Genomic DNA, 1105 nt, shown 5'->3' with positions numbered 1-1105 from the left:
TGTACTGTCCGGGGAGGTTGGTTAAGCGGGTGATTGGGGCGAGCCTGTCGCAGGCTGTGTGGGGTCGGTGATGATTATAGTGATGCAGCCATCCTGGTAGGGCGTCTCGTCGCTCGGTTTCTGAGGTGTAGCAGCGGGCGTAGCCCCACCCGTCTGCCAGGGTGCGGTGGAAGCGCTCGATCTTCCCGTTGGTCTGGGGTCGGTACGGGCGGGTCCGTTTTGCTGTGATCTTCAGCCTGGCGCAGGTTTCGCGCCATAGTATCGAGCGGTAGGCCGGACCGTTGTCGGAGAGCACTCTTTCGACGGTGACGCCTCGGGTGTTGAACCAGGCTGTGGCCCGCTCCAACACCCCGACGGCAGTGGGAGCGGTTTCATCATTGTGGACTTCGGCGTAGGCGACGCGGGAGTAGTCATCGATGACGGTGTGGACGAAGGCGTGGCCCATCTTCGGGTTGTGGTGGTGGTTGCGGGCCTTGTCCGGCGTTGCTATGCGGTTGCGGCCTCCCTGTTGGCGACCGACGAAGCGCCAGCCGCCGCCGTCGGGGATGTTGCCGAGCTTTTTCACATCGACGTGAATCATCGAGCCGGGGTGGGGGTGTTCATAGCGGCGCACCGGCTCCCCGGTGGCGCGGTCTACGTGAGCGAGTCTGTTCAGTCGGCAGTGGCGCAGGATCTGATGAACGGTCGAGGGTGCCAGCCCGACCCGGACGGCCAGCTGGACCGGTCCTTCCCGTAGCCGCAGCCGCAGGCTCACGATTCGTCTTCTGATCTTCAACGGGGTCTGGTGGGGCGAGGTCTTCGGGCGAGAGGAACGGTCCTGCATGGACTCACCAGACCTGTAGCGGTCGGCCCAGCGTTTGACCGTCGGCCAGGAGCATTGGAACCGAGCCGCGACCTCGGCAATCGGCACCTGCTGGTCGACGACGAGCCGGGCGACGGTCAAACGGGCGCGAGGGGTCAGGGCTGCATTAGCGTGGGACATACGGAGGGCCTTCCTCGGAGTGCTGGTTTCGCAACTCCCACTCAATCGCGGAAGGCCCTCTCTTCACGTCACAAGTCAGCGCGTGTCATCGCACTGCCTCAACCAACCTGTCCGGTCAGTACA

The 1105-nt window shown here is 64.2% G+C and carries 1 protein-coding gene; it reads right to left on the bottom strand.

Annotated elements, in window-relative coordinates:
• Window positions 1-982 (bottom strand): IS481 family transposase (locus H7E91_RS11455; protein ID WP_182355244.1); only part of this gene is annotated, 982 nt, incomplete at its 3' end.
• Between the last annotated feature and the right edge of the window lie 123 nt (window positions 983-1105).

The organism is Flaviflexus huanghaiensis, assembly GCF_014118685.1.
In the GTDB taxonomy this organism is placed as follows: domain Bacteria; phylum Actinomycetota; class Actinomycetes; order Actinomycetales; family Actinomycetaceae; genus Flaviflexus; species Flaviflexus huanghaiensis.
The sequence above is the reverse complement of the archived record's forward strand: the minus strand, read 5'-3'. Positions and strand labels throughout refer to the sequence as shown.